At 70.3% G+C, this 25,592-nt stretch carries 24 protein-coding genes; 16 read left to right on the top strand and 8 right to left on the bottom strand.

Annotation, left to right across the window (positions count from 1 at the left end; translation table 11 throughout):
* On the bottom strand, positions 1-521 hold a 521-nt coding region (locus ACWIHT_RS46275; protein WP_456174672.1), incomplete at its 3' end, for a homocysteine S-methyltransferase family protein.
* A gap of 306 nt (positions 522-827) precedes the next feature.
* On the opposite strand from ACWIHT_RS46275, the gene ACWIHT_RS46270 reads away from it, so the two are divergent.
* The 4 genes from ACWIHT_RS46270 to ACWIHT_RS46255 all read left to right on the top strand — a co-directional run bounded on the left by ACWIHT_RS46270 (position 828) and on the right by ACWIHT_RS46255 (position 6,018).
* Positions 828-1,601, top strand: coding sequence for an IclR family transcriptional regulator (locus tag ACWIHT_RS46270; RefSeq protein ID WP_456174671.1), 774 nt, complete (start codon positions 828-830; stop codon positions 1,599-1,601).
* 390 nt (positions 1,602-1,991) lie between these two features.
* On the top strand, positions 1,992-2,771 hold the full coding sequence (locus ACWIHT_RS46265) for an MIP/aquaporin family protein (protein WP_456174670.1): 780 nt from the start codon (positions 1,992-1,994) through the stop codon (positions 2,769-2,771).
* Positions 2,772-2,853: 82 nt separating this feature from the next.
* Positions 2,854-4,392: a glycerol kinase GlpK gene (gene glpK / locus ACWIHT_RS46260; RefSeq protein ID WP_456174669.1), complete on the top strand. Its 1,539-nt coding sequence runs from the start codon at positions 2,854-2,856 to the stop codon at positions 4,390-4,392.
* Between the two features lie 9 nt (positions 4,393-4,401).
* Complete coding sequence (locus ACWIHT_RS46255) at positions 4,402-6,018, top strand: glycerol-3-phosphate dehydrogenase/oxidase (RefSeq protein WP_317879871.1); 1,617 nt, start codon at positions 4,402-4,404, stop codon at positions 6,016-6,018.
* 117 nt (positions 6,019-6,135) lie between these two features.
* Here the strand turns inward: ACWIHT_RS46255 and mtnK are convergent, their stop codons facing one another.
* From mtnK to ACWIHT_RS46235, 4 genes are read right to left on the bottom strand one after another with little or no spacing between them, the layout of a single operon-like run.
* Positions 6,136-7,305, bottom strand: a complete 1,170-nt coding sequence (gene mtnK, locus ACWIHT_RS46250) for an S-methyl-5-thioribose kinase (RefSeq protein WP_456174668.1) — start codon at positions 7,303-7,305, stop codon at positions 6,136-6,138.
* 22 nt (positions 7,306-7,327) lie between these two features.
* Positions 7,328-8,374, bottom strand: a complete 1,047-nt coding sequence (locus tag ACWIHT_RS46245) for an ABC transporter permease (RefSeq protein ID WP_456174667.1) — start codon at positions 8,372-8,374, stop codon at positions 7,328-7,330.
* A 25-nt stretch (positions 8,375-8,399) separates the two neighbouring features.
* Positions 8,400-9,920, bottom strand: coding sequence for a sugar ABC transporter ATP-binding protein (locus ACWIHT_RS46240; protein WP_456174666.1), 1,521 nt, complete (start codon positions 9,918-9,920; stop codon positions 8,400-8,402).
* Positions 9,907-11,004, bottom strand: a complete 1,098-nt coding sequence (locus tag ACWIHT_RS46235; protein WP_456174665.1) for a substrate-binding domain-containing protein — start codon at positions 11,002-11,004, stop codon at positions 9,907-9,909. Before ACWIHT_RS46235 ends, ACWIHT_RS46240 begins: the two co-directional genes overlap by 14 nt.
* Before the next feature lie 440 nt (positions 11,005-11,444).
* Between ACWIHT_RS46235 and ACWIHT_RS46230 the strand changes: the two genes are divergently transcribed.
* From ACWIHT_RS46230 to mtnB, 3 genes are read left to right on the top strand one after another with little or no spacing between them, the layout of a single operon-like run.
* Positions 11,445-12,044, top strand: coding sequence for a 1,2-dihydroxy-3-keto-5-methylthiopentene dioxygenase (locus tag ACWIHT_RS46230; RefSeq protein WP_456174664.1), 600 nt, complete (start codon positions 11,445-11,447; stop codon positions 12,042-12,044).
* The gene (mtnC, locus tag ACWIHT_RS46225) at positions 12,041-12,766 is read left to right on the top strand and encodes an acireductone synthase (protein ID WP_456174663.1); all 726 of its coding nucleotides are present in this window, start codon (positions 12,041-12,043) and stop codon (positions 12,764-12,766) included. The genes ACWIHT_RS46230 and mtnC overlap by 4 nt, the downstream gene beginning before the upstream one ends.
* Entirely contained in the window at positions 12,763-13,371 is a 609-nt protein-coding gene (gene mtnB, locus ACWIHT_RS46220) for a methylthioribulose 1-phosphate dehydratase (protein WP_456174662.1), read from the top strand. Before mtnC ends, mtnB begins: the two co-directional genes overlap by 4 nt.
* Here mtnB and ACWIHT_RS46215 read toward each other — a convergent pair.
* Positions 13,358-13,966: a helix-turn-helix domain-containing protein gene (locus ACWIHT_RS46215; RefSeq protein ID WP_456174661.1), complete on the bottom strand. Its 609-nt coding sequence runs from the start codon at positions 13,964-13,966 to the stop codon at positions 13,358-13,360. The two genes, mtnB and ACWIHT_RS46215, sit on opposite strands and share 14 nt — an antisense overlap.
* Positions 13,967-14,108: 142 nt before the next feature.
* Between ACWIHT_RS46215 and ACWIHT_RS46210 the strand changes: the two genes are divergently transcribed.
* Positions 14,109-15,095, top strand: a complete 987-nt coding sequence (locus tag ACWIHT_RS46210; RefSeq protein WP_456174660.1) for an alpha/beta hydrolase — start codon at positions 14,109-14,111, stop codon at positions 15,093-15,095.
* A 30-nt stretch (positions 15,096-15,125) separates the two neighbouring features.
* On the opposite strand, the gene ACWIHT_RS46205 is transcribed toward ACWIHT_RS46210, so the two are convergent.
* Positions 15,126-15,530: a hypothetical protein gene (locus ACWIHT_RS46205; RefSeq protein WP_456174659.1), complete on the bottom strand. Its 405-nt coding sequence runs from the start codon at positions 15,528-15,530 to the stop codon at positions 15,126-15,128.
* Positions 15,531-15,617: 87 nt separating this feature from the next.
* Positions 15,618-16,664 (bottom strand): S-methyl-5-thioribose-1-phosphate isomerase, encoded by a 1,047-nt coding sequence (mtnA, locus tag ACWIHT_RS46200; protein ID WP_456174658.1) that lies wholly within the window; start codon positions 16,662-16,664, stop codon positions 15,618-15,620.
* A gap of 308 nt (positions 16,665-16,972) precedes the next feature.
* Here mtnA and ACWIHT_RS46195 point away from each other — a divergent pair, with 308 nt between their 5' ends.
* From ACWIHT_RS46195 to ACWIHT_RS46160, 8 genes are all read left to right on the top strand, one after another.
* Positions 16,973-18,025 (top strand): BMP family ABC transporter substrate-binding protein, encoded by a 1,053-nt coding sequence (locus tag ACWIHT_RS46195; RefSeq protein WP_456174657.1) that lies wholly within the window; start codon positions 16,973-16,975, stop codon positions 18,023-18,025.
* Entirely contained in the window at positions 18,006-19,529 is a 1,524-nt protein-coding gene (locus ACWIHT_RS46190; protein ID WP_456174656.1) for an ABC transporter ATP-binding protein, read from the top strand. Before ACWIHT_RS46195 ends, ACWIHT_RS46190 begins: the two co-directional genes overlap by 20 nt.
* Position 19,530: 1 nt before the next feature.
* Entirely contained in the window at positions 19,531-20,583 is a 1,053-nt protein-coding gene (locus ACWIHT_RS46185) for an ABC transporter permease (protein WP_456174655.1), read from the top strand.
* The gene (locus ACWIHT_RS46180) at positions 20,583-21,455 is read left to right on the top strand and encodes an ABC transporter permease (RefSeq protein ID WP_329246487.1); all 873 of its coding nucleotides are present in this window, start codon (positions 20,583-20,585) and stop codon (positions 21,453-21,455) included. The genes ACWIHT_RS46185 and ACWIHT_RS46180 overlap by 1 nt, the downstream gene beginning before the upstream one ends.
* Positions 21,452-22,204 (top strand): nucleoside phosphorylase, encoded by a 753-nt coding sequence (locus ACWIHT_RS46175; protein ID WP_456174654.1) that lies wholly within the window; start codon positions 21,452-21,454, stop codon positions 22,202-22,204. The genes ACWIHT_RS46180 and ACWIHT_RS46175 overlap by 4 nt, the downstream gene beginning before the upstream one ends.
* Positions 22,201-23,496 carry an amidohydrolase gene (locus ACWIHT_RS46170; RefSeq protein ID WP_456174653.1) on the top strand — a complete coding sequence of 432 codons (1,296 nt, stop codon included), beginning with the start codon at positions 22,201-22,203 and terminating at the stop codon, positions 23,494-23,496. The genes ACWIHT_RS46175 and ACWIHT_RS46170 overlap by 4 nt, the downstream gene beginning before the upstream one ends.
* A gap of 85 nt (positions 23,497-23,581) precedes the next feature.
* Complete coding sequence (locus ACWIHT_RS46165; RefSeq protein WP_019066078.1) at positions 23,582-24,253, top strand: FadR/GntR family transcriptional regulator; 672 nt, start codon at positions 23,582-23,584, stop codon at positions 24,251-24,253.
* 198 nt (positions 24,254-24,451) lie between these two features.
* Positions 24,452-25,474 carry a PAC2 family protein gene (locus ACWIHT_RS46160; protein ID WP_456174652.1) on the top strand — a complete coding sequence of 341 codons (1,023 nt, stop codon included), beginning with the start codon at positions 24,452-24,454 and terminating at the stop codon, positions 25,472-25,474.
* The last annotated feature ends 118 nt before the right edge of the window (positions 25,475-25,592 follow it).

Raw genomic sequence — 25,592 nt, 5'->3', positions numbered from 1 at the left:
GTCTCCACGATCAGCGCGTCGGCGCCACCGGCCAGCAGGCCCTCGGCGTTCGCCTGGAAACCGTCACGCAGGGTCGCGTAACCGATGTGGCCCAGAGTCGGCAGCTTGGTGCCCGGGCCGATGGAACCCAGGACCCAGCGCCGGCGCCCGTCACGCGCGGCGAAGGCATCAGCGGTCTCCCGGGCGATACGGGCACCCGCCACGGAGAGCTCATGGACCCGGTCGGCGATGTCGTACTCGGCCATCGCCGAATGGTTCGCGCCGAACGTGTTCGTCTCCACGCAGTCGACACCCGCCCGGAAGTACTCCTCGTGGACCGAGCGGACGATGTCCGGGCGGGTGACGTTGAGGATCTCGTTGCAGCCTTCGAGATCCTCGAAGTCCTCAAGCGTGGGCTCCTGCGCCTGGAGCATGGTGCCCATCGCTCCATCGGCGACCACCACACGGGTGGCCAGCGCCTCTCGGAGCTCGGACACACGGGTCCGGCTGTCGGCAGAAGGGGTCAGTGGCGACGAGGCCATGAAGGGGCTCCCTGGAGTGCGACGGCTGTCGGCTTTGCGGCTTCCCTGGGAACCTCTCACGGAAGTGCCCGGGGAGCTTGCACGCCGCCAGGGTAACGGGGTCGGGCAGGAGAATGCTCGGACGTCCATGGGGCGGACCGGGGTGACGGGCGGATCAACCCCGTCTAGGTTCTCGCGACGAGTGACGTAACAGGTGTCGACCGACCATTGGCGGGAGGTCGGCATGGACCGGTAGTGTTCGACATTGCCGAACGGCGGCGGCAGCGTCGCGCGTCGGCGGTCGAACGGGACGGAGGCAGTACGGCGATGGCACGGAACATCCAGTCGCTCGAACGGGCGGCCGCGATGCTGCGCCTGCTCGCGGGCGGCGAGCGACGGCTCGGCCTCTCGGACATCGCCTCGTCGCTCGGCCTGGCCAAGGGCACGGCCCACGGCATCCTGCGCACCCTCCAGCAGGAGGGCTTCGTCGAGCAGGACGACGCCTCCGGGCGCTACCAGTTGGGCGCGGAACTGCTGCGCCTGGGCACCACGTACCTCGACGTGCACGAGCTACGCGCGCGTGCCCTGGTGTGGACGGACGACCTGGCCCGCTCCAGCGGCGAGAGCGTGCACCTGGGGGTCCTGCACCAGCAGGGCGTCCTGATCGTGCACCACGTGTTCCGGCCCGACGACAGCCGACAGGTCCTGGAGATCGGCGCCATGCAGCCGCTGCACTCCACGGCCCTGGGCAAGGTGCTGTCGGCCTACGACCCGGTCGCGCACAGCGAGGTCCTGGAGGCCGACCGCAAGTCCTTCACCGAGCGCACGGTGTCCGAGCTGGCCGACTTCGAGCACGTCCTGGACGTCACCCGCGCGCGCGGGTACGCGGCCGACGTCGAGGAGACCTGGGAGGGCGTCGCGTCCATCGCCGCGCCCATCCACGACCGGCGGCGCATGCCGGTGGGCGCGGTCGGCATCACCGGTGCCGTGGAGCGGCTGTGCCGGCCCGACGAGGACGGCGCGCTGCGGCCCGAGCTGATCGCCGCGGTACGGGACTGTGCCCGCGCGGTGTCGCGGGACCTGGGCGCCGGGCGGTTCTGACCTCGGCGGATCCACAGCCGGATTCACAGCAAAAAGACCGGAACATCCTGGGGGATGTTCCGGTCTTAGTCGTACCCTGAACGACAAAGTCGGCCAAAACGCCAAATCGCCACACACGGTGTCCACCCGAACGCCGTCCGCATCGGTCGCGGGATCGATAGCTCACAGCGATCAATAACGATCGTGTTTTCGATAACAGCACTCTTGACGCGCCTGTAACCCCAGAGCAAGACTCCCGTCCATCGGTCGGCATTGCCGAACACCTAACGGCAATACGCGCTAGAGTGTGGCAACGCCAAAGGCCGGTATCGCTCTCACCCCCGAGGGCGCACGAATCCCCGGCGGGACCCGGGGTTCGGCTTCCCTGGACGAAGGACAAAGGAGTCGCGGGTGTCCAGCTCCGACATCTTCATCGGCGAGACCATAGGTACCGCCGTACTCATCCTGCTGGGCGGTGGCGTCTGCGCCGCCGTCACGCTGAAGGCCTCCAAGGCCCGTAACGCCGGCTGGCTCGCCATCGCCTTCGGGTGGGGTTTCGCCGTCATGACGGCCGTGTACATCTCGGCACCGCTCTCCGGTGCCCACCTCAACCCGGCCGTGACGCTCGCACTCGCGATCAAGGACGGTGGCTGGGACAACGTCCCGATCTACTGGGCGGGCCAGCTGCTCGGCGCCATGATCGGCGCGACGCTCGTCTGGGTGGCCTACTACGGCCAATTCCAGGCGCACCTGACCGACAAGGAGATCGTCGGCGAGCCGACGGCCAAGGCCGTCGAGGCCGAGGAGAAGGGCGCGGGCCCGGTCCTGGGCATCTTCTCCACCGGCCCCGAGATCCGCAACGTGGTGCAGAACCTCGCCACGGAGATCATCGGCACGATCGTCCTGATCCTCGCCATCCTGACGCAGGGTCTGAACGACAAGGGCAACGGCCTCGGTGTCCTGGGCGCCCTGATCACCTCGTTCGTGGTCGTCGCCATCGGTCTGTCGCTCGGCGGCCCGACCGGTTACGCGATCAACCCGGCCCGTGACCTGGGCCCGCGCATCGTGCACGCGCTCCTGCCCCTGCCCAACAAGGGCGGCTCCGACTGGAGCTACGCGTGGATCCCGGTGGTCGGTCCGCTGATCGGCGGCGCGATCGCTGCGGGTATCTACAACCTCGCTTTTGCTTAGAAGCAGAATTCCAAGCACTTCCAAGCACTGAAGCAGCCGTAGAACCAGTCCTCATGACCACGGAACCCCTCAGGAGCACACAGTGACCGACGCGCACACCGCCGGACCGTTCATCGCGGCCATCGACCAGGGCACGACCTCCAGCCGTTGCATCGTCTTCGACCGGGACGGCCGTATCGTCTCCGTCGACCAGAAGGAGCACGAGCAGATCTTCCCGAAGCCGGGCTGGGTCGAGCACAACGCCACCGAGATCTGGACCAACGTCCAGGAGGTCGTCGCCTCCGCCATCGAGAAGGCCGGCATCACCCGCGACGACATCAAGGCCATCGGCATCACCAACCAGCGCGAGACCACGCTGCTGTGGGACAAGAACACCGGTGAGCCCGTCCACAACGCCATCGTCTGGCAGGACACCCGCACCGACGCGCTCTGCAAGGAGCTGGGCCGCAACGTCGGCCAGGACCGCTTCCGCCGCGAGACCGGCCTGCCGCTCGCGTCGTACTTCGCCGGACCCAAGGCCCGCTGGCTGCTCGACAACGTCGAGGGCCTGCGCGAGCGCGCCGAGGCCGGCGACATCCTGTTCGGCACCATGGACACCTGGGTCATCTGGAACCTGACGGGCGGTGTCAACGGCGGCAAGCACTACACCGACGTCACCAACGCCTCCCGCACCATGCTGATGAACCTGCACACCCTGGCGTGGGACGACAAGATCGCCGAGTCCATCGGCGTCCCGCTGAACATGCTCCCCGAGATCCGCTCCTCCGCCGAGGTCTACGGCGAGGTCACCGGCGGGCGCCTCGGCGAGCTGCTCGGCGGCATCCCGGTCGCCTCCGCGCTCGGCGACCAGCAGGCGGCCCTGTTCGGCCAGACCTGTTTCGCCGAGGGCGAGGCCAAGTCCACGTACGGCACCGGCACCTTCATGCTGATGAACACCGGCGAGAAGATCATCAACTCCTACTCGGGCCTGCTGACCACGGTCGGCTACCGGATCGGCGACGACGCGCCGGTCTACGCCCTGGAGGGCTCGATCGCCGTCACCGGTTCGCTGGTGCAGTGGATGCGCGACCAGATGGGCCTGATCTCCACCGCCGCCGAGATCGAGACCCTCGCGCTCTCGGTCGAGGACAACGGCGGCGCCTACTTCGTGCCGGCCTTCTCCGGTCTGTTCGCCCCGTACTGGCGCTCCGACGCCCGCGGTGTGATCGCCGGTCTCACCCGGTACGTCACCAAGGCGCACCTAGCGCGCGCCGTCCTGGAGGCCACCGCCTGGCAGACCCGTGAGATCACGGACGCCATGACGAAGGACTCCGGCGTCGAGCTGGCCGCGCTCAAGGTCGACGGCGGCATGACCTCCAACAACCTGCTGATGCAGACGCTCTCGGACTTCGTCGACGCCCCCGTGGTGCGCCCGATGGTCGCCGAGACCACCTGCCTCGGCGCCGCCTACGCCGCCGGTCTGGCCGTCGGCTTCTGGACCAACACCGACGACCTGCGCGCCAACTGGCGCCGGGCCGCCGAGTGGACCCCCAACATGGCCGCGGAGAAGCGCGACCGTGAGTACAAGAGCTGGCTCAAGGCCGTGGAGCGGACCATGGGCTGGCTCGACGACGAGGAGTAAGAACCCCACATGACCAGTCAGTCCACCCTGCAGTCCGTGCCTGCCCTCGGTACGCACCCGGCCTCCGGCTCGAACCCGAGCCGGGCCGAGACCCGGGAGCAGCTCTCCAAGGCGACGTACGACCTCCTCGTCATCGGCGGCGGCATCCTGGGCATCTCCACCGCCTGGCACGCCGCGCAGTCCGGGCTGCGGGTGGCCCTGGTCGACGCCGGCGACTTCGCCGGCGCCACCTCCTCCGCCTCCTCCAAGCTCCTCCACGGCGGTCTGCGCTACTTGCAGACCGGCGCGGTGAAGCTGGTGGCGGAGAACCACTTCGAACGCCGTGCGGTCTCCCGCCAGGTGGCCCCCCACCTGGCGAACCCGCTCACCTTCTACCTGCCCGTGTACAAGGGCGGTCCGCACGGCGCGGCGAAGCTCGGGGCGGGCGTCTTCGCCTACTCCGCGCTCTCCGCGTTCGGCGACGGCGTCGGCCACCTCCTGTCCCCCGCCAAGGCGGCGCAGGACGTGCCCGAGCTGCGCACCCAGAACCTCAAGGCCGTCGCCGTGTACGGCGACGACCAGATGAACGACGCCCGCATGGCGCTGATGACGGTCCGCGCGGCCGTCGAGGCGGGCGCGGTCGTCCTCAACCACGCCCAGGTCACCGGCCTGCGCTTCACCCAGGGCCGGGTGACCGGCGCGGAGCTGCGCGACGCGACCTCCGGCGACGAGTTCGGCGTGAGCGCCCGTCTGGTGCTCAACGCGACCGGCCCGTGGGTCGACCACCTGCGCAAGATGGAGGACCCGAACGCGGCCCCCTCCATCCGCCTCTCCAAGGGCGCGCACCTGGTCCTGAAGCGCACGTCCCCGTGGAAGGCCGCTCTCGCCACCCCCATCGACAAGTACCGCATCACCTTCGCCCTCCCCTGGGAGGACATGCTGCTGCTCGGCACGACCGACGAGGAGTACGAGGGCGACCCGGCGGACGTCTCGGTCACCGAGAAGGACATATCCCAGATCCTGGACGAGGCCGCGTTCTCGGTCCGCGACCAGCAGCTTTCCCGCGACCTGATCACATACTCCTTCGCCGGTCTCCGCGTGCTGCCCGGCGGTCCCGGCAGCACCGCGAAGGCCAAGCGCGAGACGGTGGTGACCGAGGGCAAGGGCGGCATGCTGTCCGTCGCGGGCGGCAAGTGGACCACCTTCCGGCACATCGGCCGTACGGTCATGCAGAAGCTGGAGGCTCTCCCCGGCCGCCCGCTCGGCGAGGACTTCGAGCCGATCTCCTCCCTCCCGAAGAAGCTCCCGCTGCCGGGTGTCGCCAACCCGCGCGCGGTCGCCCACCGTCTCCTGGTCGACAACCCGGCGCCGGGCCCGCGCATGGCGGCCGACACGGCGAAGCACCTGGCCACGCATTACGGTTCGCTGGCCTTCGACATCGCCCGACTCGCCAACGAGAACCCGGAGTTGGGCCAGCGGGTACACCCGGACGCGCCGGAGATCTGGGCGCAGGTCGTGTACGCCCGCGATCACGAGTGGGCGGAGACGCAGGACGACGTTCTGCGGCGCCGTACGACGTTGACGATCCGTGGGCTCGCTACGGACGAGGTGCGGGCGAAGGTGCAGGATCTGCTCGACAAGAAGTAGGCGGTACGACGGTGAAGGGGCGGTTCCTTGGTGGAGGAGCCGCCCCTTTGACGTGTCGTGATGGGTTGTGTGTCGGGTGCGGGTGAGTGGGGGCTGGTCGCGCAGTTCCCCGCGCCCCTAGGTGGGCGACCCCAAGGCCCTTACATCGTCCACGTTGCTCAACTCGGCCCGGCGGACGACGAGTTCACGCCCTAGCAACAGTGCCCTGCGCGACGCCGGTACCGGATCCGGCAGCGTCGTCAGGTCCGTCAGGTGGGCGAAGCCGATGATGCGGCGGACGATCTCCGTGCCGGCGTAGCCGACGGAGTCGGTCCATACGCGCCGCAGGAAGCGGTCGAGGAAGGCGTCGTCGAAGAACGTGTCGACGCGGGTCGGCCACAGTCGGCGGAACTCGGTCTCGAACGCCTCCCAGGACAGCCGGAGTTGGTCGCCGTGGTCGGACAACGTGCCCAGCTCACGCGCTCGTTCCTCCGACACCAGCACGTTGGCCCAGTAGAGGCCGAGGTCGTAGCCGATCGGCCCTACGAAGGAGAACTCGGGATCGAAGACCCGTACCACCGGGGCGCCTTCGCGCTCGCCGACCATCACGCTGCCGGTGTGCAGGTCGCCGTGGAGGAGTGCCTGCGCGCTGGTCATGAAGGTGTACCGGAGGTCCGCGACCTCCGTGCGCAGGCGGCCGTCGGCACGGAACTCGGCGGCCAGGTCCATCAACTCCGGTAGCCAGTGGTTGTGTTCGTGCTCGATGTACGGCTCGGACAGCACCACGTCTTCCGTGATCTTGCACAGCTCCGGGCTCACCGAGGCCGCGATCAACGCCTTGCGCTCGGCGGACTCCATCCCGAAGTCACTGGTCGCGAAGGCGAGTTGCGCGACGAACTCGCCGATCCGCGCCGAGGTGTCCGGGCCGTAGGACGCGCCCTCGTTGAGGACCGTGCGCAGGACCTCCAGGTCGGACATGTCCTCCATGACGAGCGCGTAGTTGTCGGCGTCGTAGCCGTGGATCGACGGGATCTTGTCGGGGGCCACGCGGGCCACCTGCTCGTACGCCCGCGCCTCCGCGTCGGCGCGCTCGGGGCTCATCGGCCAGGAGGGCCCGGCGACCCGCACCCACGGCAGCGCCTGCTTGACGGCGAGGCTGTGGCTGCCGTCGGCGTTCGACGCGAGGAACACCCGGTTCATGTTGCCGTCCGACACCTCGCGGACCTGGATGTCGGTCACGTCCGCCCAGTGGCCGCGCTCGTGCAGGTACGCCGGGATGTCGTCGGTCTCCAGGATGCGGTAGCCCATCGTACGAACTCCTCGAACTTCCTTATGCGGTGCGGCGCTTGGACAGGGTGAAGCTGAAGACGAGGGCGAGGATGAGGACCGCGCCCTCGACGACGTCCTGGGTGTAGTAGGGCAGGCCCTTGATGGTCAGGCCGGTGGTGATGATGCCGATGAGGACGGCTCCCAAGGCCGTGCCCCAGACGTTCGGGCGGCCCCGGCCCAGCACCGAGGTGCCGACCAGGGCTACGGCGACCGCCTCCAGCAGCTGCGACGTGCCCGCGCTCACGTCTCCCTGGCCGATGCGGGAGGCAAGGATCAGGCCGCCGATGGAGGCGAGGACGCCGGAGAGGACGTAGGCCAGGGCCCGGTACGCGCCGACGCGGATGCCCGCCAGGCGGGACGCCTCCGGGTTGGCGCCGATCGCGTAGAGCACGCGGCCCCAGCGGGTGCGGGCCAGGAACACCCAGGCGATCACCGTCAGCGCGCCGAAGATCACCACCGAGATGGGGATGCCGAACAGCGTGCCGCGGTCGATGCGGAGGAAGCCGGCGGTGAACTTGCCGGGGGCGGTGGTGCCGTCGGACTGGGTCATGCCGGCGGAGATGGACTGGCCGTCGACCAGGATGAGTTTGGTGCCCTGGATGACGAACATGGTGCCGAGGGTGGCGAGCATGTCCGGGATCTTCATGACGACGATCAGCAGGGCGTTGAGCAGACCGGCCAGCGCGCCCGCCGCGATCACGGCGAGGATCGCGACCGTGCCGACCTGGTTGTACGTCACCATCGTCTTCGCGGCGACGGTGACGCCGAGCCCGGCGACCGCGCCGACGGACATGTCCATTCCGCCGACGGCCATGGTGAGGGTGACGCCGAGCCCGAGGATCGCGGCGACGGAGACGTACCGGAGGGTGTCGAGGAGGGTCGCCGATTCGCGGAAGGAGCCCTCGGTCAGCGCGAAGTACAGGAACAGCGCGACCGTGACGAAGATGAAGCCGTACTTGATGACGGCGTTCTGCACGAGCACGGCGGTGGAGACGGCGGGCGAGGCCAGGGCCTTCGGCGCGGCCTCGGAGCTCTCGGTGGTGGTCATCGGGTGCTTCCTGAAGGGGCCGGCATCACACGGACGCCGAGATGGTCTGGATCACGCGGTCGCGTTCCGCGTCTTCGCCGTAGGCGTCGAGGTGGACCTCCCCGGCCGCGAGGACCACGACCCGGTCGGCGATCTCAAGGACCTCGTCCACGTCGGCGGAGAGGACGAGCACGGCCGCGCCTTCCGCGGCCAGCGCACGCGCCCGGCGGCCGATGTCGCGCCGCGCGCCGATGTCCACGCCTCGGAACGGCTCGTCCAGGATGAGGACACGAGGGGTGTGCGCGAGCCAGCGGCCGACGACGACCTTCTGCTGGTTGCCGCCGGAGAGTTCCTCCACCGTGCTGTGCTCGTCGCGGGCGACGACACCGAGGGCGTCGATGGTCTCGCGGCCGAGGGCGTCCTCCTTGCCCGTGTTCACGAGTCCGCCCCGGGACAGGGACTTGAGGAACGGCAGCGAGATGTTCTGCGCCAGCGACCAGCCGGGGACGAGCGCGTCGGCGTGCCGGTCCTCGGGGACGAGGTGGACGCCGGCGCGGATCGCGTCGGCCGGGCGGCGGGGCGCGTAGGGCTTGCCGTCGAGCGTGACCGTGCCGGTGGTGAAGGGCTCGGCGCCGAACAGGCCGCGGGCGAGTTCCGTCTTGCCCGCGCCCAACAGGCCTACGACGCCGGTGACTTCACCGGCGCGGAGGTCGAGGTCCAGGGGTGCGCGTCCCTCGAAGAGGTGGACGCCGTGCAGGGCGAGGACGGCGTCCCCGTGCTCGCCGGAGTGCTGCGGGCGGGCCGTCGTCACCTCGTGGGCCTGGGCGAGCATCGCGCGCAGGGCGCTGTCCCAGTCGAAGGGCTTGACCTGGTCCTCGGTGAGACGGCCGTCCCGCAGGACGACCAGGCGGTCGGCGAGGGCGTCGATCTCGCCGAGGCGGTGGGAGACGTAGAGGACCGCGATGCCGTCGTCGCGCATCTTCTCGACGAGGGCGAAGAGCCGCTGCGCCTCGGCGGCGGAGAGGGCGGAGGTCGGTTCGTCGAGGATGAGCAGTCGGGGGCGGGTGGCGAGGGCGCGGGCCAGGATGAGCAACTGGCGGTCGGAGATGCCGAGTTCGGTGACGTCGCGGCGCAACACGGCGTCGCTCCAGTCGAGTTCCAGCGCGGCCTGGATCTCGCGGGCGCGGGCCAGGACGCGGCGGCCGTTGAGGAACGGGTTGCCGCGCCGCTGGGCCAGCTCCTCGAAGACCAGGTTCTCGGCGACGGAGAGGCCGGGCACGATGCCCTCGCCGATCCGCTGATGGACCGTCTGGATGCCCAACTGCCGGGCGGCCGACGGGGACTGGAGAGCTGCGGACTCCCCTGCGACCCGCACCTCCCCGCCGTGGTCCGTGTGCACGCCCGACAGGATCTTGATCAGCGTGGACTTTCCGGCGCCGTTCGCGCCGAGCAGCGCGACCACGCTGCCCGGTGCGATGTCGAGCGAGACGGAGGCCAGCACCGTCTTGCCGCCGAAGGCCATGCTGACGTCACGGAGACTGACAGCAGAAGTCTCAGTGGGCGACATTGGGGATCCAGTCGGCGGTGCTCACCTTGGAGAGGTTCAGGGCGGGCAGGGCCGCGCGCAGCTGGTCCATGTTCTCGATCTTGTTCTCGCGCAGGAAGTCCTGGGTGATGGCGACGGCCGGGAAGTCGACGGAGGTCTTGTTCAGCTGACCGGCCAACTCCAGTGCCGCCGTACGGACCACGGCCGCGCCGACGGCGGACGGGTCGGTGCCGGCGGTGGCGACCCACGGGCTGTTCGCGGCGGTCATGTTCTGGATGTCGGCGTTGGAGACGTCCGCGCCGAAGACCTTCACCTTGCTCTGGAGCTTCTTGTTCTGGACGGCGAGGACCGTGCCCTTGGCCAGCTCGTCGTAGGGGGCGAACACGCCCACCACGTCGGAGTGCTGGGTCAGCGCGGCGGAGACCAGGGGAACGTTGTCGGTGGCCGTGGAGTCGGTGACCTTGCCGACCTTGAACTGCTGCTTCCAGCCCTGGGCGGCGACCTCCTTCGCCCAGACGGTGTTGCGCTTGTCGAGGGCCGCGTAGCCGGCGACGTTGACGTAGCCGACCTTGGCGTTCTTGCCGACGGTCTTGGCCATCACGTCGAGGACGGCCTGCGCCATGCTGGCGTCGTCCTGCTCGGTGCTGATCACGGACTTGTTGGTCTGGTCGACGTCGTAGACGACGACCTTGATGCCCTTCTTCACCGCCTGGTCGATCTCGGGCTGGATCGTCGACGGGAAGCCGTGGTCGATGATGATCGCCTGCGCGCCGGAGTTGATGGCGGAGGACAGGTCGGTGGCCTGCTTGGCGTTGTCGGCCTGGGCGTCGTACACGGTCAGGTCGATGCCGAGGGCCTTGGCCTGCGCCTTGGCGCCGTTGCCCCACTGCTCGAAGTAGTCGCCGGCGCCGCTCTGCCGTACGAGGGCGACCTTGACCGTGCCCTTGCTGAAGGGGGCCGGCTTCTTGCCCGTGGCGGCCGAGGCCGAGGCGGCGGTGTCGGCGGTGTTCTTCGACGCGTCGCTCGACTGGGAGCAGCCCGCGAGGAGGAGGGCCGAGGCGGAGGCCAGCGAGAGCGCGGCGAGGGGGACACGGGTGCGGGACATGAGGGGCTCCAGGTGCAAGGTGGTGCAGAAGGGGTGAAGGACGGGCGTGCGTGTCCCGGAGCGTGGGAAAAGGAATCAGCCACCGCGGAACGGGTGGTGGACCGCGGCGCGAAAGGCTCGCGGGGCTCCGGATGTGGTCAGCGACAGCTGGCTGTGGTCGACCGGAGCAAGTCCACGTACAGCCGCCGCACGAGCAGCAGCGTCTTCATAGGGAGATCATGAGAATGTTTTCAGCCATTGGTCAAAGGGATGGAAGCGGTTTCTCAGCTGGTGAGACAACGACTACGTCACATCAGGCCTGTTCACCGGTGGCGGTTACCATCACATAACCGGTCCCGACGCAGTACAACGGGCCGCCCAGTAGCCGCTTTCCGCCCCCCACCGGTCCGGTGTCTGTCTCGGTATCCGGACATCACGCCCACTTTTTCGGAGTTGTTCCCATGACCCTGCTCACCACGTGGCCCGAGTCCGGTCCCGAGAACCTCGTGCGCCGCACCGCCGACCCCGTCGAGATCGCCGCCGCGCTCGCGCCCCTCGGCGTGCGCTACGAGCAGTGGCCGATCCGTGAGGACGTCCCGGCCGACGCGGACAGCGACACCGTCTTCGCCGCCTACGGCCCGGAGATCGACAAGCTGAACGCGGAGGAGGGCTTCACCACCGTCGACGTCCTCGGTCTGCACCCCAGCGACGACCCGGAGTACCCGGCGAAGGCGGCCGGCGCCCGCGCGAAGTTCCTCCAGGAGCACACGCACGACGACGATGACGAGGTCCGCTTCTTCGTCTCCGGCTCCGGCATCTTCTACCTGCACGTCAACGGCGAAGTCCACGCCGTCTACTGCGAGAAGGGCGACCTGCTGGGCGTGCCGCGCGGCACCACCCACTGGTTCGACATGGGCACCACGCCCGCCTTCACCGCGATCCGCTTCTTCCACGAGGAGGACGGCTGGGTCGGCAACTTCACCGGCTCGACCATCGCCTCGCGCTTCCCCGACTACGACACGATCGACGCGGGCTACCAGCAGGACAAGGCCGCCGCGTGAGTTTGCGGTACACCGTGGACGCCGTGGTGCTCGACATCGAGGGCACCACGAGCGCCACGGGTTTCGTCGTCGACGTCCTCTACCCGTACTCGCGCTCGCGGTTCGCCGCGCTGCTCGCCGAGCGGGCCGACGACCCCGCCGTGTCCCGCGCGATCGCGCAGGTCCGCGAGCTGACGGACACCCCGGACGCCGACGCCGTACAGATCGAGAAGACCCTCAACTCCTGGCTGGACGAGGACCGCAAGGCCACGCCCCTCAAGACCCTCCAGGGCATCATCTGGTCCGAGGGCTTCGCCCGCGGCGACCTCGTCTCGCACTTCTACGACGACGTCGTACCGGCCCTGCGCACCTGGCACACGGCGGGACTTGGGCTCTACGTCTACTCGTCCGGCTCGGTGGCCGCGCAGCGCGCGTGGTTCACATCGAGCCCGGAGGGCGACCTCCTCCCCCTCGTCTCCGGTCTCTACGACACGGAGAACGCCGGTCCCAAGCAGGAGCCGGAGTCGTACCGCCGTATCGCGGCGGCGACCGGCGTCGAGCCGTCCCGGCTGCTCTTCCTCTCCGACCGGCCCGGCGAGCTGGACGCGGCCGTGGCCGCGGGCTGGCACGCCGTGGGTGTACGGCGGCCGGGAGAGCCGTACTTCGAGCAAGGCGTCGGCGACCACGCGCAGGCGGGGGCGTTCGACGAGATCGGCATCACCAGTTCAAGGAGCACCACGTGACCAGCGAGATCAGTGACCTCGACCTGAAGGGGGCGGGGGCCCAACTCGCCGCCGAGTCAGCCCGGTTCGCCTCGTTCGGCTGGATGCGGGGGACCTCCGGGAACCTGTCCGTGGTGCTGGGCCGGGACCCGCTGCGGCTGGCGGTGACGGCCAGCGGGCACGACAAGGGTGAACTGACGCCCGCGGACGTGGTGTTGGTGGACGGGAACGGTGCGGCCGTGCGCGGCGGCAAGCCGTCCGCCGAGGCCGAACTCCACGCCCGTGTCGCCGCGTTGACCGGTGCCGGTGCCGTCGTCCACGTGCACACCGTGGCGTCCGTCGCGATGGGCCGGCGTGAGCCGGGCGGGATCGTGTTCAAGGACGTCGAGATGCTCAAGGGCGTCGGCCAGCCCGCGCACGATGTCGAGGTGACCTTGCCGGTCATCGCCAACAGCCAGGACATGAAGGTGCTGGGCGACCGCCTGGAGGCGGCCCGGGATCCTCGGATGCCGGCGGTGGTGGTGGCCGGGCACGGGCTGTATGTGTGGGGTGCCGACCCGCGTCAGGCACGGCATCACACCGAAGTCGTGGAGTGGCTGCTGGAGTTGGAGCTCACCCAGCGCTGACCGGCGCCGGGGACGTGCGTGGTCGCAGGCGCTCTCCCTGTGGCCCGAACATGATGAGGTACTCGACCGGCCCGCCGGAACCGGCGTTCGCGACGCCGTGCGGGGTGCGGGTGTCGAACTCGGCCACGTCCCCGGCGGTCAGGACGAGGTCCTGGTCGCCGAGCGCGAGCCACAGCCGCCCGTACAGGACGCACAGCCACTCGTAGCCGTCGTGCGAGACCTGCCGCGGGCGCGTCGGCGGTTCCTCGACGGCGGGCAGGACGTGCTTGTGGGCGTGCAGTCCGCCGACGTAGCGGGTCAGCGGCAGGACCGCCTTGTCGTCGCCGAAGCTCAGCGGCACCGAGGTGCGGCGCTCGGCCGCGGGGGCGGGCGCGGTGCCGGCCAGTTCGTCCAGGGAGACGCCGTACTCCTTCGCCAGTTGCAGCAGCACCTCCAGGGTGGGCTTGCGCCGGCCGGTCTCGATCCGCGACAGCGTGCTCGGCGAGAGGCCGGTCGTGCGGCCGACCTCGGTGAGTGTGGCGCCGCGACGCTCGCGTGCGGCCCGCAGCCGGGGGCCCATCGCCGCCAGCGTCGTGGCCACGCCGTCGCCTGTCATCGCCCCTGCGCCTCCCGAACTCGGTCCTCCGCTGCGGTGTCCTGCGAGTTTGCCAGATTGGCAACGCTCATCGCGTCGGGCGGTCGTCACGCCGCATGATCGACGGGTACCCGCGACCGCCGGCGAACCGAGGAGAGCCCCCATGCAGTCCGAGCCGTCCGACGCGCTCCGCCACCGCACCGTCGAGGGCCCGGCCGGGCGCCTGCACCTGGTCGAGCAAGGCACCGGCCCACTGGTCCTGCTCGTGCACGGCTTCCCCGAGTCCTGGTACTCGTGGCGCCGGCAGCTCCCGGCCCTCGCCGCGGCAGGCTACCGGGCGGTGGCGATCGACGTGCGCGGCTACGGCCGCTCGTCCAGGCCCGCGGCGACCGACGCGTACCGGATGCTGGACCTGGTGGCGGACAACGTCGCCGTCGTGCGCGCCCTCGACGAGGAGGACGCGGTGGTCGTCGGTCACGACTGGGGCTCCACCATCGCCGCCACCTCCGCCCTGCTCCACCCCGGGGTGTTCCGCGCGGTCGGCCTGCTGAGCGTCCCCTACGCACCGCCCGGCGGGCCCCGCCCCACCGAGGTCCTCGGCCGGATCGGCGGCCCCGAGCAGGAGTTCTACGTCTCCTACTTCCAGGAGCCCGGCCGCGCCGAGGCGGAGATCGAACCTGATGTCCGGGGCTGGCTCGCCGGCTTCTACGCGGCCCTGTCCGCCGACACGATGCCCGCCCCGGGCGAGCCCGACCCGCACTTCGTCGCCCGCGGCGGCCTGCTGCGCGACCGCTTCCCCGCCGGTGTCCTCCCCGCCTGGCTGACCGAGGACGAACTCGACGTCTACGCCGGGGAGTTCGAGCGCACCGGCCTGACCGGCGCCCTCAACCGCTACCGCAGTATGGATCGCGACTGGGAGGATCTCGCTCCCCTCCGCGGAGCCCCGATCAAGCAGCCGTCCCTGTTCATCGGCGGTGCCTCGGACGCCTCCACCACCTGGATGTCCGACGCGATCGCCGCCTTCCCGGCCACCCTCCCCGGCCTGGCCGCCTCTCACCTGCTGGACGACTGCGGCCACTGGATCCAGCAGGAACGCCCCGAGGAGGTCAACCGCCTGCTGACCGGCTGGCTCACCACCCTCACGGGCTGAGGGTCGGGTGCCCTGTCGTCCGGACCGGGTTCACGATTCGTCGCGGTGGGTGAGATGGCCGTCGGTGAGCCGCCAGTAGTGCCGATGAGGGGTCAGCTGCCAGGTCTCGTCGGCGTCGATCGCCCGCGCGACCCATTCGTGGAGTTGCGGAAGGGCATGCGCCCGCAGAACGGCGCGGGTGGCGGCACGTTCGACGGCATCGACCGGGTGCACGTCTATGCGGAAGCCGACCATGTCCGGGTGCACGCCGCGGCCGTACTTGCGGGTGATCGGAGCTATCCACTCCGCGCCCAGAACGATGGTCCCGCTGTCCTGTCCGGTGAGGAACCCCAGGTCCGTGACTCGGGTCATGAAGGGGCCGAGACACTCGTCGATGTCGGTGGTGGTCAGTGGCCAGGCACGGTGCCTGGGCAGTCTTCGATTGCGTGCGGACATGGCACGCAGAATGACAGAACCGGCCGGACGAGACGAGGGAGAATCTCCTGACCGCGGGCCCGGGAACTCAGCGGAGCCCGGACGAACTCACAGCGAACCTCCCAAGTCCAGCCGGTCTCGGGGGAGTTCACCGGCCGACACCTCCAACACACCCCGCTCCGTGACCAGTCCGGTCACCAGGCGGCCCGGCGTCACGTCGAACGCGGGGTTGTGGCCGCGCGACTCGGCCGGAGCCGTCCGGACCCCCGCCCACTCCAACACCTCGTCCTGCCCCCGGAGTTCGATGTGGATCTCGGCGCCGGTCTTGGTTGCCAGGTCGACCGTCGTGGTCGGGGCCGCCACCAGGAACGGGATGCCGGCGTCCGCGCAGGCCAGGGCCACGCCGACCGTGCCGACCTTGTTCGCGGTGTCGCCGTTGGCCGCGATGCGGTCCGCGCCGACGATGGCCGCGTCGACCTCGCCGCGCAGGATGGTTCCGGCCGCGGCGCCGTCGGCCTGGACGTAGTGCGGGATGCCTTCCTGGACCAACTCCCAGGCGGTCAGGCGCGATCCCTGGAGGAGGGGGCGGGTCTCGTCGGCGTAGACGACCTCCACCAGCCCACGTGCGTGCAGTTCGCGGATGACGCCGAGCGCGGTGCCCCAGCCGGCGGTCGCCAGCGCGCCGGTGTTGCAGTGCGTCAGAAGCCTCAACGGCCGCTCCACGCCCACGCGTTGGACCAGCCAGTCCGCACCGAACGCGCCCATCGCACGGTTGGCCGCGACGTCCTCGCGCTGGACGGCGGCGGCTTCTTCGAGGACCGCGTCGAGGCCCTCGTCGAAGCGGGACATGACCCGGTCCACACACACCATCAGGTTGACCGCGGTGGGCCGGGCCTCGCGGACGCGGGCGACCGCCGCACGCACCTCGGCCTCGGTCCAGCCCTCGCGCTCGCCCTCGATGATCGCGAGGGCGACACCGAAGGCGCCGGCCGCCCCGATCGCGGGGGCGCCGCGCACCACGAGGCGCTGGATCGCGTCGACCAGCGTGTCCACATCGTGGACAGTCACCGTCTCGTGGCGGTGCGGGAGCAGGGTCTGATCGATTAGCGCGAGGCCGCTGCCGGTCCAGTCGACCGCACGCAATTCCTGGGGCATAACGGGACACTCCTGCTGTTCCGATGGTGTCGGACACCGTACATGACCTCGAAGAACCACAGTTCGAGACAGTCGAGCAGGTGTCTCAAAACGAATGTTAAAGTCCAGCACCCGCAGCCCGAAGGCCGAGACGAAGGAGGACGTGTGCTGCTCACCATGCGCCGTTTCCTCGATCACGGCCGCTGCGCGAGCGACTGCTGTCGACGCTGACCTGCTCCCTCTCGCGTCCACCCCTCGTCTCCCCGTCTCACCATCTGGTCGCACGCGCTCCCGCCGGAGCGCGCCTTGCCGTACCCCGGAAGGTCCCCATGCTCCACAGATCACGTCGCACCCTTCAGCTCGTCGCCGCGACCACGCTCATGGTCACCGCCGCCACCGCCTGCAACGCCGCCGCGAAGACCGACGCCTCGGACAGCGCGAGCGGCGGCAGCGGGAAGTCGTTCACGCTGGTCACGCCGGACGCGGTCGGCCAGAACGAGTTCCTGAAGCTCGCCGTCACCGGTGTGAAGGCCGCCGCGAAGACGCACGACGGGACCGAGAAGGTCTACGAGTCGACGGACACCGCGTCCCAGCAGCAGAACGTGCAGGCCGCGGTGGACGCGAGCCCGAACGTGATCGTGCTGGTCGGCTTCGAGTTCGCCGACATCGTGGCGCAGCAGGCCAAGGCGCACCCCAAGCAGCAGTTCCTGATGATCGACGCGTGCACGACGAAGACCTTCGCGAACGTCACCTGCGCGGTCTTCCGTGAGCACGAGGGTGTCTATCTCGCGGGCGCCGAGGCCGGGTTGCTCAGCAAGAGCGGCAAGGTCGGCGCGGTGGACGTGCTCGACACGCCCCAATTCCGGCGCTACAGCGACCCGTTCGCGGCCGGTGCCAAGAAGGTCGCCGCGAAGACGTCCGCGTCGACGCGCTTCGTCGGCGGCCAGTCCCCGTTCGACGACTCGGCGCGCGCCAAGGAGCAGGCCAACTCCCTGCTCTCCAAGGGCACCGACCAGATCATGGCGGCCGCCGCGGCGGGCAACTACGGCGTGTTCGAGGCCGCGAAGGCCAAGGGCGCATTCGCGTACGGCGTCGACGTCAACCAGTGCGTCTCCTCCCCCGGCACGGTCGTCGACAACGTGATCAAGAAGACGGACGTCGCCGTGGAGAAGGGCGTCGAGCAGGTCCTCGCGGGCAAGACGGGCACCTCGGTGTCGTACGGCCTGAAGGAGGGCGGCATCAGCCTCACCGGCCTCGAAGCGGGCGTCGACTCGTCGAAGTGCGTGATCGCCCAGCACAAGGACGTCCTCGCGAAGGTGAAGGCGCTGCGCGACCAGATCGTGTCCGGAAAGCTGAAGGTCGATGACCCCGCCGCCAGTTGACCCAGCGGTCGAGCTCCGGGGAATCACCAAGCGGTTCCCCGGCACGCTCGCCAACGACTCCGTCGACCTGACCGTCGGACGCGGCGAGATCCACGCCCTGATGGGCGAGAACGGCGCCGGCAAGTCCACCCTCATGTCGATCCTCTACGGCATGGAGCGCGCCGACGCCGGGTCGATCAGGATCGACGGGCGCGAGGTGACCTTCGGCGACCCGAGCGCCGCGATGGCCGCCGGGCTCGGCATGGTCCACCAGAGCTTCAAGCTGTTCGACTCGCTGACGGTCGCCGAGAACGTCGTCTACGCCGCCGAGCCGCGCCGCTTCGGCCTGGTGGACCGGGCCGCCGCCCGCCGCCGGGTGCGTGAACTGGCCGAGGAGCACGGCCTCTCCGTCGACCCGGACGCCAGGGTCGGGGAGCTGCCGGTCGGCCTGCGCCAGCGCGTGGAGATCCTGAAGCTGCTGCACCGAGGCGCCCGCACCCTCATCCTCGACGAGCCGACCGCCGTACTGACGCCCGCCGAGGCGGACGCCCTGTTCGCGGTCCTCAAGTCGCTGGCCGCGCAGGGTCGTACGGTGATCCTTGTCACGCACAAGCTGCGCGAGGTCCTCGAAGGCAGCGACAACGTGACCGTGCTGCGGGACGGCCGGGTGATCGCCCGCCTGGTCACCGCCGACACCTCCGCCGACGAGATCGCCGCCGCGATGACCGGGCGCGCGGTCGAACTGGACCGCGTGCACGCACCCGGGACACCCGGTGACGTGGTCCTGGACGTGAGAGACCTCACCACCGACGCCGTCCACGATGTGGGACTCGCCGTCCACGCCGGGGAGATCGTCGGGATCGCGGGCGTCGCGGGCAACGGCCAGAGCGAGCTGATCGAGGCACTGGCCGGACTACGGCCGGTCGCCTCCGGACAGGTGCGTCTCAAGGGGCGGGACATCACCCACGCCTCGGCCACCGAGCGCCGCGCGCAAGGCCTCGCCTACGTCCCGGAGGACCGGCACGCGGTCGGTACGGCACCGGCGGCCACCGTCGCGGACAACCTCGCGATGGGCCACCACCGAACGTCCCTCTCCACAAAGGGACTTCTGCCGCCCGCGTCCGTACGCGCCCACGCCGGACGGCTCATCGAGCGCTTCGGCATCAAGGCGGCCACCCCCGAGGTGCCCGCCTCCGCGCTGTCCGGCGGCAATCTCCAGAAGTTGCTGATCGGCCGCGAACTCGCCCATGAGGCACCGCTGTTGCTCGTCGAGCAGCCCACGCGCGGGGTCGACATCGGCGCCATCCAGAACATCCACGACCAGATCGTCGCCTACCGCGACGCCGGTCACGCCGTCCTCCTCGTCTCCGCCGAACTGAGCGAGATCCGGGGCCTCGCGGACCGGGTCCTGGTCATGTACGAGGGCCGGGTCACAGCGACGTACACGAAGGACGAGGCCGACGAACGGGCGCTCGGGCTCGCCATGGCGGGCGGGGCCGTGGCGCCGACGAAGGCTGTCGACTGACATGACACTCACCCGGATATCCGGAGCGCTGCGCTCCCCCATCACCTTCTCCGTGCTCGCGGGCCTGGTCATCGGCGCGCTGTTCCTGGTCGGCACCGGCGCGGACCCGCTCAGCGCCTACAGCGCGGTCCTCACCGGCTCGCTCGGCGCCGACGGCATCGGCTCCACGCTGAGCACCGGCACCAGTGTGCTCGGCATGGCCCTCGCGCTGGCGATCCCGCTGCGCGCCGGGCTGATCAACCTCGGCGGCGACGGGCAGATGGTCCTCGGCGGCATCACGGCGGCCGTGACCGGCCTCTACTCCCCGCTGCCGGCGCCCCTGACCGTCGTACTGGCGCTGCTCGCGGGCATGGCCGCGGGCGCCGCGTACGCCGCGCTCGCCGCCCTGTGCGAGAACAGCCTCGGCGTCCCGCTCCTGGTCAGCAGCCTGCTGCTGAGCTACCCGGCGGTCTCGCTCGCCTCCTACCTGGCGCGCTACCCGCTCAAGGAACCCGGCTCCAGCCTCCCCCAGACCCGCGCGATGCCGGACGGTGTGGCGCTGCCCGCGTTCGGCGACTCGACGGTGACAGTGGGCCTGCTCCTCGTCGTCCTCGCGGCGGCCAGGTACTGGTTCACCGACAAGCGCACGGCCTTCGGCTACGAGATCCGCATGACCGGCCTCAACTCCCGTTTCGCCGCCTACGCGGGCGTCGAACGCCGGGGCCTGACCCTCAAGTTGATGTCCGTCTCGGGCGCGCTGGCCGGACTCGTGGGCGCCATAGGGGTGTTGAGCTTCCCGTACCGCTTCGTCGACGGCTCGCTCACCGCACCCGGCTACACCTGGACGGGACTTACGGCGGCCCTGCTCGCCGCCGCGGCGCCGCTCGGCACGGTCGTCGCCTCCTTCTTCTTCGCCGTCCTCGCGGTCGGCGGCCTGGCGATGGAGCGGACGACGGAGGTGCCGCGCGAACTGACCCAGGTGCTCCAGGCCATCGTGATCGTGTTCCTCGCGGCCCGACTCCGCTTCCCCACCAAGTGGTTCAGCAGGCGTACTCAGGAAAGCGGGGCCGCGTGATGTTCTTCGACTCCGATCTGCTGATGTCGGCGCTGCGCGCGCTGACCCCGATCCTGCTGGCCGCGCTGGGCGGTGCCCTGTGCGAGCGGGCGGGGGTCTTCAACATCGGCCTCGAAGGCATGATGCTGATGGGCTGTTTCACGTCGGTGGCCACGAGCTGGTTCACGGGCAGTGCCTGGCTCGGCGTCCTCGCGGCGGCGCTCGCGGCGGCCGCCTACTCCCTCATCCTCGCCGTCGGCGCGGTGACTCTGCGCGGGGACGCGGTCGTGCTCGGAATCGCCATGAATCTCCTGGCGGTTGGCCTGACCAGCTTCCTGTTGCGTACGGTCTTCGGTGTGCAGGGCACTTTCGACGATCCGTCACTCGCCGGGCTGCCGTTGATCGGTGGGTTCACCCCGCTCGCGTATCTGGCGTTCGTCGCGGTCGCGGTGGCCGCGGTGATGCTGTCCCGGCATGTGTGGGGGCTGCGGCTGCGCGGGGTCGGCGAGGCACCGGACGCGGCGGCGACGCTGGGGGTGAGCCCGGCGAAGTACAAGTACGCGGCGGTGCTGATCTCCGGGGTCCTCTGCGGACTCGCGGGGGCCCAACTCGCCCTCGGGAACGTCACGTTGTTCTCCGAGAACATGACGGCCGGCCGGGGCTGGATCGCCGTCGTCGCGGTGATGCTCGGCCGTGCGGCACCCGTCGGCGTACTGCTCGCCGCGCTGCTCTTCGGTCTCGCCGAGGCCGCGGGCTTCCGCCTCCAGGGCGTCGGCCTGCCCCAACAGGCCACCGATGCCGCGCCGTACGTCGTGACGCTCGTCGCCCTCTTCCTCTCGACGGCCCGCCGCCGTCGCCGTACCGTCAACTCCCCTTCCGGAGCCACCACATGACGCAGGATCTGTTGCCCATCACCCGAGTTCCGCGGACCGGTCTACCGGCGCACGCAGTCGTCGTCGGCGACCCGGCGCGTGCCGCCGCCGTCGCCGCGCTGCTCGACGGTGCCGAGGAGGTGTCGTACCACCGCGAATACCGTGTGTTCAGCGGGAGTTGGAAGGGTCTGCCGGTCACCGTCGCCTCGCACGGGGTGGGCGGTCCCGGCGCGATCCTGCTGTTCCAGGAGCTGGCGGACGCGGGGGTCCGCACCTTCCTGCGCTTCGGCACGGCGGGCGCGATGAGGCCCGGCATCGGCGACGGCGACCTCGTCATCGCGGAGGCGGCCGTACGCGACGACGGTGTCACGCAGCAGTTGCTCCCGCCGGAGTACCCTGCGGTCGCCGCCCCCGAGGCGGTCCTCGCCCTCCAGCGCGCGGCCCGCGAGACCGGCGCCCCGCACCACCGGGGCATCGTGTGGACCCGGGCGGCCTTCCAGCCCGGTCTCATTCCCCTCTTCTCCTACGACGGCGCCGGGCTCGCGGCGATCGAGATGGAGCTGTCGGCTCTGCTGGTGACGGCCTCGCTGCGGGGGCTGGTGGCGGGTGGGGTGCTGGTCATCGACGGTGCCAACGCCGATGAACTCGTCGACGCGGACGCGACTGGTGGGTACGACCCGCACCGGGACGTCGTCGCGGCCGGTGTCGAGCGCGGTGCGGTGGTCTCGCTGGAGGCGCTGCGACTGCTGGCGGAGGGGAACGAGGCATGAGCATCGACCTGTTGGTGCACGGCGGGGACGTCCTGACCGTCGACGAGGCCGGAACTGTCGTACGGGACGGGGCAGTTGCCGTCCACGAGGGTGAGATCGTCGCCGTAGGACCCGCCGAGGAGTTGAAGGCACGGTTCACGGCCGCGGAGTCGATCGACGCCGAGGGCTGTCTCGTCCTGCCCGGGCTCATCAACACGCACACCCACCTCGCGATGACCCTGCTGCGCGGTCGTGCCGACGACGTGACTCTCCAGGGCTTCCTGGAGCGGGTGTTGAGGTGGGAGGCCGAGCTGCTGGCGCCGAAGAACGTGGCGGCGGCGGTGCGGCTCGCGGTGGCGGAGAGCGTGCGGGCGGGGGTGACCTCGGCGCTCGACATGTACTGGTTCCACGAGGCGGCCGAGCAGGCGGCCCGTGAGGCGGGCTGGCGGCTGCACTCCGGGCCGACCTTCATGGACGTGCCGGAGCCGCCGGACGGTATGCCGTACGAGGACCGACTCGACTGGGCGCGAAGGGACTTGGCGGCGCGGGGTGCGGCACAACCCGGTCGGCGGCCGGTCCTGTTCGCGCACTCGACCTACACCCTCTCCCCCGACCAGCTGGTCGAAATCGCCGCCCTGGCGCGGGAGTTCGGGGCGCTGCTGCACATCCACGCGGCGGAGAACGCGACCGAGGTCGCCACCGTCGAGGTCAAGTACGGCAAGCGGCCTGTGGAGTTGCTCGACTCGCTCGGGCTGCTCGGTCCCGATCTGCTGCTCGCGCACGCCGTGGACCTGACCGGCCCGGAGATCGCGGCGCTGGCCCGCACGGGCACGTCGGTGGCCCACTGTCCGGTGTCGAACCTGAAGTTGGGCTGCGGGATCGCGCCGGTGCCGCGGTTGCTCAGCGCGGGTGTCACCGTCGGGCTCGGCACGGACGGGGCCGTCAGCTCCAACACACTGGACCTGCTGGGCGCCGTACGACAGGCGGCGTTGGTGCACAAGGCGGGCGGCGATCCGACGGCGGTCGGGGCCGAGCAGGCCGTACGGATGGCGACGATCGAGGGCGCGCGGGCGCTGGGGCTCGGGGAGCACCTGGGGTCCCTGGAGGTCGGCAAGCGGGCCGACCTGATCGTGCTCGACCTGGGCGCTCCGCATCTGCGGCCGCTGCACGACCCGTGGTCGACGCTCGCCTACGCTGCGCACTCGGCGGACGTGCGGGACACGGTGGTGGACGGCCGGGTGCTGATGCGGAACCGGACACTGGGCACGCTGGACGAGGAAGCCGTGATCGCGGAGCTCGAATCACTTGCCTGAGCTGTGGATTTCCCTCCCGTTCAGCCCGCTGAACCCGCATAATGTGCCTGATACATCGGATGTCTGAGCAACAGGGAGGCCGGTCATGGCAGTGACCGACGAGGCGATCGAGAAAATCAAGGGAATGATCGTCTCGGGCGCGCTGCGTCCCGGGGACCGGCTGCCAAAGGAGAGCGAACTCGCCGCCGAACTCGGCCTGTCCCGCAACTCCCTGCGGGAGGCCGTGCGCGCGCTGTCGCTGATCCGCATCCTGGACGTGCGGCAGGGCGACGGCACGTACGTCACGAGTCTGGATCCCCAACTCCTGCTGGAGGCGCTGAGTTTCGTCGTGGACTTCCACCGCGACGACACGGTCCTCGAATTCCTGGCCGTACGGCGGATTCTGGAGCCCGCGGCCACGGGGATGGCGGCGCTGCGGATCAGCGAACAGCAACTCGACGCGCTCACGCTTCAGTTGGACGCGCTGGGCGGTGCCCCCTCGGTGGAGGAACTGGTCGCCTGCGACCTGGAGTTCCACCGGGGCATCGTGCAGAGTTCCGGCAACTCGGTGCTCTGCTCGCTCCTCGACGGTCTGTCGGGCCCCACCACGCGGGCCAGGATCTGGCGCGGGCTGACCCAGGAGGACGCGGTCAGCCGCACTCTGCACGAGCACCGGGCGATCCTGGGCGCGCTGCGCGACCGGGACGCGGAGGCGGCGCGGTCGTGGGCGACGGTGCACATCGCGAGCGTGGAGCAGTGGCTGCGTTCGACCCTGTGAACGAGTGGGTGGGTCCGCTGATCCATCGGAGGAGTGACCGGCCGGTCCAGGTCCGCACCGGGTGGCGATCTTGTGTGTTCGACCGGCTCGGACGGGGCAGGCATGGGGTCACTCCCCCGTGCAAGGGGGCTGCGGGCGCCCCCGTCGGACGCCGTAAGGTTGGGGCGTACGCGAGGGCAGATCGGAAGGAGGCGCTGGGTGATCGAGCTGGAGGGGGTTCCCGAGCTGATCGACCCAGTGATGGTGGCCGCGTTCGAGGGCTGGAACGACGCCGGCGACGCCGCCTCCACCGCGGTCGCGCATCTGGACAGGGAGTGGAAGGGCGAGGTGTTCGCGGCGCTGGACGCCGAGGACTACTACGACTTCCAGGTGAACCGGCCCACGGTGTGGATGGATTCCGGTGTGCGAAAGATCACTTGGCCCACGACCCGCCTCTCGGTGGTCCGGGTCGGCGGTGAGAAGCCGCGCGATCTCGTACTCGTCCGAGGTATCGAACCGTCGATGCGCTGGCGCTCGTTCTGCAACGAGCTGCTGGGCTTCGCGCACGAGCTGGGCGTGGAGCTGGTGGTGATCCTGGGCGCGCTGCTCGGTGACACCCCGCACACACGTCCGGTGCCGATCAGCGGGACCACGTCCGACGCGGACCTGGCGCGGCGGATGGACCTGGAGGAGACCAAGTACGAGGGTCCCACCGGGATCGTCGGCATCCTCCAGGAGGCGTGCACGCACGCGGGCGTCCCGGCCGTGTCGCTGTGGGCGGCGGTGCCGCACTACGTGTCGCAGCCGCCCAACCCGAAGGCCACCCTGGCGCTGCTGAACCGCCTGGAGGACCTGATCGACGTGCGCATCCCGCTGGGCGAACTGCCCGAGGACGCGCGCGCCTGGCAGGTCGGCGTGGATCAACTGGCCGCCGAGGACAGCGAGGTGGCCGAGTACGTGCAGACGCTGGAGGAGGCCCGCGACACCGCGGAGCTGCCGGAGGCGTCGGGCGAGGCGATCGCCCGCGAATTCGAGCGCTATCTGCGGAGGCGGGACGGCGGCGGCAGTCCGCCGCCGGGTGGGCATGCCACGGCTGACGGCAGCGACAGCGCGTCGTATCTCCGGGACAACCCCGGCGGTCCCGGCGGCCGTGCGAAGCCGACGCGGCCCGCGAAGCCGGACACGGAGCCTGAAGCCGGGCCCGACATCGAGGCCGACGACGAGGATTCCTCCGAGGAGTGAGTCCGTCCGTCAACTGGGCGTGAAGCAGGGGCGGTTCCTCCCACCCGGGACACGGGCACAGCACCGTCTTCAGACCGTGCGGGGCGAGCACCGACTCGATGCGCTCGGCGACATCGGC

This window comes from Streptomyces sp. NPDC002276, assembly GCF_053891435.1.
Note: the sequence above shows the minus strand (reverse complement) of the source record. Positions and strands in the feature narration are given on the sequence as shown.